The organism is Trebonia sp. (genome assembly GCF_049794275.1).
Taxonomy (GTDB): domain Bacteria; phylum Actinomycetota; class Actinomycetes; order Streptosporangiales; family Streptosporangiaceae; genus Trebonia.
In genome coordinates, this window is sequence record NZ_JBARCR010000198.1 from 1 (window position 1) to 7,054 (window position 7,054).

The 7,054-nt window shown below is 70.9% G+C and carries 7 protein-coding genes; 4 read left to right on the forward strand and 3 right to left on the reverse strand.

Annotated features, from left to right (window positions below; all coding sequences use genetic code 11):
- A partial coding sequence (locus tag WA805_RS05655) for an AAA family ATPase (protein WP_425241813.1) occupies positions 1–1,924 on the reverse strand: 1,924 nt, incomplete at its 3' end.
- A 125-nt stretch (positions 1,925–2,049) separates the two neighbouring features.
- Here WA805_RS05655 and WA805_RS05660 point away from each other — a divergent pair.
- Genes WA805_RS05660 through WA805_RS05670 form a run of 3 tightly spaced genes read left to right on the forward strand, consistent with a single transcriptional unit; the run spans position 2,050 to position 3,777 of the window.
- Positions 2,050–2,757 carry an alpha/beta hydrolase gene (locus WA805_RS05660; RefSeq protein WP_422284884.1) on the forward strand — a complete coding sequence of 236 codons (708 nt, stop codon included), beginning with the start codon at positions 2,050–2,052 and terminating at the stop codon, positions 2,755–2,757.
- A gap of 29 nt (positions 2,758–2,786) precedes the next feature.
- Entirely contained in the window at positions 2,787–3,308 is a 522-nt protein-coding gene (locus WA805_RS05665) for a DUF302 domain-containing protein (protein WP_425241814.1), read from the forward strand.
- Positions 3,309–3,330: 22 nt separating this feature from the next.
- Complete coding sequence (locus WA805_RS05670; protein WP_424560758.1) at positions 3,331–3,777, forward strand: tautomerase family protein; 447 nt, start codon at positions 3,331–3,333, stop codon at positions 3,775–3,777.
- An 88-nt stretch (positions 3,778–3,865) separates the two neighbouring features.
- Here the strand turns inward: WA805_RS05670 and WA805_RS05675 are convergent, their stop codons facing one another.
- Positions 3,866–4,573, reverse strand: coding sequence for an HAD family hydrolase (locus WA805_RS05675; RefSeq protein ID WP_422285540.1), 708 nt, complete (start codon positions 4,571–4,573; stop codon positions 3,866–3,868).
- A gap of 1 nt (position 4,574) precedes the next feature.
- A complete protein-coding gene (locus WA805_RS05680; RefSeq protein WP_425241815.1) occupies positions 4,575–5,540 on the reverse strand; it encodes a PfkB family carbohydrate kinase in 966 nt (321 codons plus the stop codon).
- Positions 5,541–5,837: 297 nt separating this feature from the next.
- On the opposite strand from WA805_RS05680, the gene WA805_RS05685 reads away from it, so the two are divergent.
- A partial coding sequence (locus tag WA805_RS05685; RefSeq protein ID WP_425241816.1) for a serine/threonine-protein kinase occupies positions 5,838–7,054 on the forward strand: 1,217 nt, incomplete at its 3' end.

Consider the following 7,054-nt stretch of genomic DNA (forward strand, 5'->3'; position numbering starts at 1 on the left):
CGCGGGCTAGCTCCCGGCCCTCGGCGGTCTGCTGGTCGGCCAAGGCCAGCTGGCCGCGGGCCGCGTTGGAGATCGAGCCGCCGATCAGGCACAAGGTCAGCGGGCGCATCGCTCCGGTCCGGCGTGCCAGGTCCTCGCAGCGGGCCAGCCATTCGAGCGCGAACCGGTCCTCCCAGATCGCGGTCGCGGCGAAGGTGGCGGCCAGCAGCCAGACCGGAACTCGCTCGCGCGGGGCGGGCGCGGCAGCCAGCGCGGCGATAGCCTCGCGGAGCAGCGGGGCGGCGGTTAGATAGCGGCCGCTCAGCAAGGTGGCCAGGCCGGTCAGCAGGAGCTCTTCGGGCTCGCGCGCGACTTCCGGGTCGCCGCCGAGGGCGGTCAGGATGCGTTCGCCCAGTTCGGCCGGGGTGATCGTGGTCGTCAGCTGGCTGGCGGAGAACGTCGCCGTGACGGCTTCGAGCAGTATCTCCCGCGCTAGGTTCGGGGCCTCTTTCAGGCAGGACAGGGCCGCGTCCAGCAGGAGGGCGGGCGCCTCGGCGACTCCGCGGCCGGTCGCGAGGCGGGCCTGGACGCGCAGGTGCTCCGCCAAGGCTCGGTCGGCGGGTGCCGCGTCCGGCGGTAGCTGGCTGGCCAGGGATTCCGCGCGCAGCGGGGCGCCGCCGAACAGCGCTGCCTCCGCGGCTCGCAAGCGGCGCTTTACCGCCCGCGGACCCGGAGGGCTGAGTTCGGCGGCTCTGCCGAGAAAGGCGGATTCGTTCAGCGGGGAGCCGCGGTCGTGCGCCGACTGGGCGGCGGCTTCGAGTTCGGCGGCGACCGTCTCGTCACGGGCGTCGGTGGCCGCGGCCAGATGCCAGGCGGCGGCCTGCCGGTCACCGAGGGCGCGAGCCGCGGCGGCTAGGACGCTATGCGCTTGTCGTTTTTCCTGATCCGAGGCGGTGCCATAAGCCGCTGACCTGATCAGGGGGTGGCGGAACCTCAGGTCCGGCCCCACAGTGATGAGAGCCGCCCGCTCGGCAGGGGCGGCGGCGCTTTCCTTGATCCCGGCTAGTTCGGCAGCCCGCCACAGCGTGCCGGGCGCCGAGCCCATGTTGGCGGCCGCCAGCAGCAGGAGCTGGCGCGTGTCCTCCGGGAGGCGGCGGATGCCGGTCTCGTAGTGCCTGCGGAGCCGGGCGCCGACCGGGAGCGGCTCGTCGAGCAGCACCTGCGGCGGAGCGCGCCGGGCAGCCAGCTCGCGGCCGACCTCGGTGATCGCGAGCGGATTGCCCTCCGCCCTGGCCGCGATCTGGCGGGCGACACGGCGGTCCAGCGGGATATCGCCCGCGGCGGCCAGCAGCAGCTCTACGGCGTCATCCAGGTGCAGGGGCGGCACGGGCAGGTCAGGGATGCCGGTGAAGACGATTTCCGCCGGCTCGTTCTCACGGGCGGCGAACAGCATGAGGATGCGCTCGTTTCGCAGCCGCCGCGCCACGAAGGCGAGCACCTGAGCGGACTCTGCGTCCAGCCAGTGAGCGTCGTCGATGAGGCACACGAGCAGCCGCGATCCCGACAGGTCGCCGAGCAGCGTCAGCACGGCCAGGCCGAGCAGGAACGGGGAGGCTTCGGTGTAGCTGCCGTCGGCGCTCCCGTCGACGCCCAGGCTCGCGTCCAGGGCGCGACGCTGAGCGGGCGGGAGAACGCCGCGCCCGTTCGGATGAAAAAGCAGCAGACGGTGCAGCCCGGCCAAGCCGATGGCTGACTCAGACTCCAGCCCCTCGATGCGAATGATCTCGGCATCGCCGGCTGAGCGGGCCACGTAGCCGAGCAGTTCCGACTTCCCGGCCCCCGGACCGCCGGTGATGATGAGCGATCCGCCCTTGCCCTTGCGCGCCGCGGCCACGGCGGAGTCCAGGGCCGCGCATTCCCTGGCGCGGCCGAACAGCCGGCTCATCTAGCGGCTCCCGCGGTATGCGCGCACGTACAGAAGACTACGGATTTTCCGGGACTCGGTATCGGCGGGCGGGTGCTTACGATCGCAGCGTCACTTTCGCTGCCACGCAGTCGTAGGAGAACCCGATGAGTGATCCCACTGTCGTCCTCGTCCACGGCGCATTCGCCGACGCCTCAGGTTACGCCGGAATCATCCGCGAGCTGCACAGCGCCGGCGTCACGGCGATCGCGCCCCCGAACCCGCTACGCAGCCTCGCATCCGACGCCGCAGCCGCCGCCGCGGTCGTCGGCGCCATCGACGGCCCGGTCGTCCTCGTCGGCCACTCGTACGGCGGGGCGGTCATCACGCAGGCGTCCGCCGGACTGGGGAACGTGACGGCGCTGGTGTACCTGGCGGCGTTCGGCCTGGACGCGGGCGAGAGCTGTGCCAGCGTGCAGCAGCCGTTCCCGCCGTCGATGCTCGCCTCCACCTCCGTCCCGACGCCTTACCCGGCGCCCGGCGCGCCGCAGGGACCGGACCTGTACATCAGCAAGGAGGGCTTCAGGGAGACGTTCTGCGCCGACGTTCCCGTCGACGTCGCCGAGGTCATGTTCGCGACGCAGCGGCCGCTCTCGCTCGCCGCGCTCACCGAGAACGCGACCGCGGCCGGGTGGAAGAACAAGCCGTCCTGGTTCCTCGTGTCCGAGCACGACAACGCCATACCGCCGGACGCGGAACGGTTCATGGCCCAGCGGATGGGCGCGACCACCGACTCGATCGACGGATCGCACACGGCGTTCATCGCCAGCCCCGTGCGGGTGGCCGCCTTCATCAAGAAGGCGCTCGCCGGCTAACCGCGCACCGAGACCCGGATGGAGACGTCATGGGATCAGAACAAGTGCTGGACGTCGCGGTCCGCCGCCACGTCTTCGACAGCGAACTGCCGTTCCAGGCCGTCCTTGACGGCATCTTCGGCGGCATCAGCCAGCCGGACATCGAGTCGCTGTTCCGCAAGCTCGGGGCGAGCACGTCCTACGAGCAGTTCAGCGGCCTGGTCCGGCAGGCGCAGGGCAGCGCAGGGCTGATGCGGTTCTGGCAGCTCGACCTCGACACGGCGCTGGCCCGCGACCCGCAGGCCCGCGACAAGGCCGGGCGCCGCCTCGTCCGGCTCATCGCGGGCAACCCGGTCACGATGGGCGAGATGACGCGTCACGTGGCCGACGCGGGCTCGTACGCGCCGGTCACGATCCTGATCCAGGAAATGCCAGACGGCGGAACCCGGGTCGCCTACGACAGCGTCGCCAGCGAGATCGCCCCGTATGGCGACGGGGACGCCTCCGCGGTCGCCGAACGGCTCGACGGCGAAGTACTCGGCCTGCTGCGCCAGGTGACCGGAACGACCTGACCCGACCTTCAAGGAGGCTTCCATGCCGATGATCGACGTCTACGCGACAGCCGGGACGTTCGCCGACAAGCACCGGCTCGCCGCCGACCTGGCGGCCGCGGTGATGGCCGTGGAGCAAGTGCCGGACATCCCGATGTTCCGGCAGAACACCGCGGCCTTCGTCCACGAGCTGCCGGCCGGCGACCTGTCCAACGTCGACGGCGGCAGCAACTACGTGCGGGTTCAGGTCCTCACGAACGCGGGCGCGCTGGATCGCGGCAAGCAGCTCGCCGTGGTCGAGCGGCTGACCCATATCGTCGCCGACGCCGCCGGCGACCCGTCGCTGTTCGCCAGGACGTGGGTGCTGCTCACCGAGGCGCCCGACGGGGGCTGGGGGCTGGAAGGCCACGCGAACACCAACGCGGAACTCGTGGCCGCTGCCCGGGCGCAGATAGCCAGCCTGCAAGCCGGGCAGGGCGCCGGCGGCTGATCTCAACGTCGAATAAATCCATGGCGCTTCCGTGGTTATGGCAACGGAAACGCCATGGATTTCGATAGGCAAGCCGAACGCTGGGCGGTTAGTCCTCGCGGAGCCCGGCCTCGTCGAGGCGGACGCCCGTCTCGTCCAGCCGGGCGAGCATCTCGGCCGGGTCGGCGTACACCCGGTACGCGCCGGCCCGCTCCAGCTCCTCGCGGCCGTAGCCGCCGGACTGAAGGCCGATGCCGAGCGTTCCGGCGCGGCGCGCCGCGAGCAGGTCCCACACGCTGTCCCCCACCACCATCGCGTGCCGCGGCTCGACGCCGAGCAGCGCGGCGGCGGCCAGGAACAGGTCGGGGTCCGGCTTGGCGTGCCGCACCAGGTCCCTGGTCACCATCGGGGTGTCCTCAGGGAGCCCGAGCAGTTCGAGGGCGGGCCGGGCGGTGGCCGCGTACCCGCTGGTCGCGATCGCCCACTTGACGCCCGCGCCGGTGAGCGACGCGAGCAGTTCCGTGGCGCCGGGTAGCGCGGTGACCGAGCCCACCTGCTTGCGGTACTCGGCGGCGTGCGTTTCCTGGAGCTGCTCGATGTCCGCGAGGGACAGGGTCCGGCCGGTCTCGCGCAGCAGGGCGTGCACGAAAAGGCCGCCGCTCATCCCGATCCTGCGGTGGATCCGCCACACCGACAGGTCGATGCCGATGCCGGTCAGCGCCGCGCGCCAGGCGATCACGTGCTGGTAGACGCTGTCGATAAGCGTGCCGTCTAGATCGAAAAGGAACGATGGCGTGGGGCTCTGCGGGTAGTCCACGCTAGCCGCCGACCACGTTCGCCGACCAGCCGGAAGCACCGGCCAGCTCGCTGAGCAGCGGCGGCTCCGCCCCGCTCCTGGTGCAGGTCAGCGCCGACACCTCGGCGGCGGCGCGGAGCGCGGCAGCGACTGGTTCCGCCGAACTCAGTTCCTTCCTTCCCAGCCCCGCCCCCGACCACCAGGCCAGGAATCCGCCGCCGAACGCGTCCCCCGCGCCGATCGTGTCGACCACCTCGACCCGCGGCACCTCGACGCTCACCTCGCCGCCGGCCCCGCCGAAACCACCGGACAGGAAAGCCCGCGCCGGACGGGGGCCGTCGGTCACGAGGACCAGCGCGGGCCTGTCGCCGAGCAGCGTGGTCGCCGCGACCTCGGCGGGGACACCCGGGCACAGGTAGTCGAGATCCTCCATGCTCACCTTCACTACGTCGGCGCGGTGCAGGATGCGCTCGAAACGGTCCAGGTACGCGTCCCGGTCGCCGATCGCGGCCGGCCGGCAGTTGGGGTCCACCATCACCAGGGCGTCCGGCGGCAGGCCGTCGGTGATCAGGCGCTCGATGGCGGACGCGATCGGCTCCATGACCAGGCTGAGGGTGCCGGCGTGCACGGCGGTCACGCCGTGCGGCAGCGCGGCGGTGAGCACCGCGTAGTCCAGGGCGGCGGATGCGGTGCCCGTCAGGTAGAACTCGTAACGGACCGTCCCGTCCGGCCCCAGGTCGGCGACCGCCAGGGTGCTCGGCCGATCGGCCGGCGTGGGCACGCCGAGCGCAACCCCGTCCGCGGCCAGCCGCTCCCGCAGCGTCCGGCCGAACCGGTCGCCGCTCAGCCGGCCGAGGAACGTCGTCTCGACGCCGAGCCTGCCCAGCGTCCGCGCGGTGTTGAAGGGGCCGCCGCCGGGCCGCGCGACAACCGCGCCGGCCTCGTCCACGACTAGGTCGATCAGCGCCTCGCCAATGACCGCGATCACCAGTCGTGCCCCGAGCCGACTCGCATGCTTGCAGTCCTACCACCGCGCCACACGGCCGTCCAGCCGGTAAAAGTTAAGAAAACATTTATCCCGAACGGTCCCAGCTGACTCTCTAGTTAACAGTAGTCTCAGCTGTGGCAGCCGGCGCGTGCGCGGGGACAAACCGTTCATTGACTGCCGGACTTTATCCCGGTCTACTTATCCCAAACGTTTTCATTACTCAATGTGCGTGGGGCTGCGGGCCGCCGCCCAGGAATCCCGGACTGGGCAGCGATCTCGGGTGGGGAGCAGTTGAGCATGCCCGAACTTCCTCTCGTCGGCGACGAGTTCGCCGGTTACCGGTTGCGGTCGGTTCTCGGTCGCGGCGGCATGAGCGTCGTCTTTCAGGCGGAGCATCCGCGACTCGGTAACGTTGTCGCGATCAAGGTGCTGGCACCCGAACTGGCCAGCGACGATATATTCCGCACGCGCTTCCTCGAGGAATCGCGCATCGCGGCTTCGATGAACCATCCGAACGTCATTCCCATTCACGACATGGGGGCGAGCGACGGGCTGCTGTACATCGTAATGCGGTACGTATCCGGAACTGATTTGCGGCAAATGATAAAGAAGCGCGGCCGGCTCCAGCCTGAGGTCGCCGTGTTCCTGCTGAGCCAGGCCGCGCGGGCGCTGGACGCCGCGCACGCCAAGGGGCTCGTGCACCGGGACGTCAAGCCGGGAAACCTGCTGGTCGAGCGCAGCAACGACGACGATGACCCCGACCACCTGTACCTGGCCGACTTCGGCATCACCAAGCGGGTCATGACGCACACCGGGCTGACCTCGACGGGACAGTTCCTCGGCACCGTCGACTACGTCGCGCCCGAGCAGATCCGCGGTCCGTCCGTGGCCGGCCTGGCCGGCATGGCCGACCAGTACTCGCTGGGCTGCGTGCTGTACGAGTGCCTGACCGGCCGGGTGCCGTTCGAGAAGGACATGATTCCCGCAATCATCTGGGCGCACGTCGAAGAACTCCCAACGCAGCCCACACTGCTGCGGCCGGATCTGCCGCCCATGGTGGACGAGGTGTTCGCCAGGGTGCTCGCCAAGCAGCCAGGCGACCGGTACCGCAACTGCCGCGAGTTCATGGATGCCGCCCGCACCGCGCTCGGCGACAGGGCTACCCCACCGTCACAACGCCCCGCACCCGGCAGCTACACGCCAGCGGAAGTGGGCCTCGGCGTCACGGCCGTCGATTACCCGGGCGTCCGGAACGCCCCGTCCGCGCCGGTGCCGACCGGTTACGCGGCGGCGTCCCCCGCTGGCTACGCGGCGGCGCCAGTGGCACCTGCCTACCCGGCTCAGCCGCCGGCGGCGGCACCGAACGGCTATCCGGGGGAACTCACCCACGAGAAAGCGGCTTCGCTCGCCCCTGAGACCGAGGCGATGTTCGTCGGCAGCCAGCCGACCGGTACCGCAACTGCCGCGAGTTCATGGATGCCGCCCGCACCGCGCTCGGCGACAGGGCCACCCCA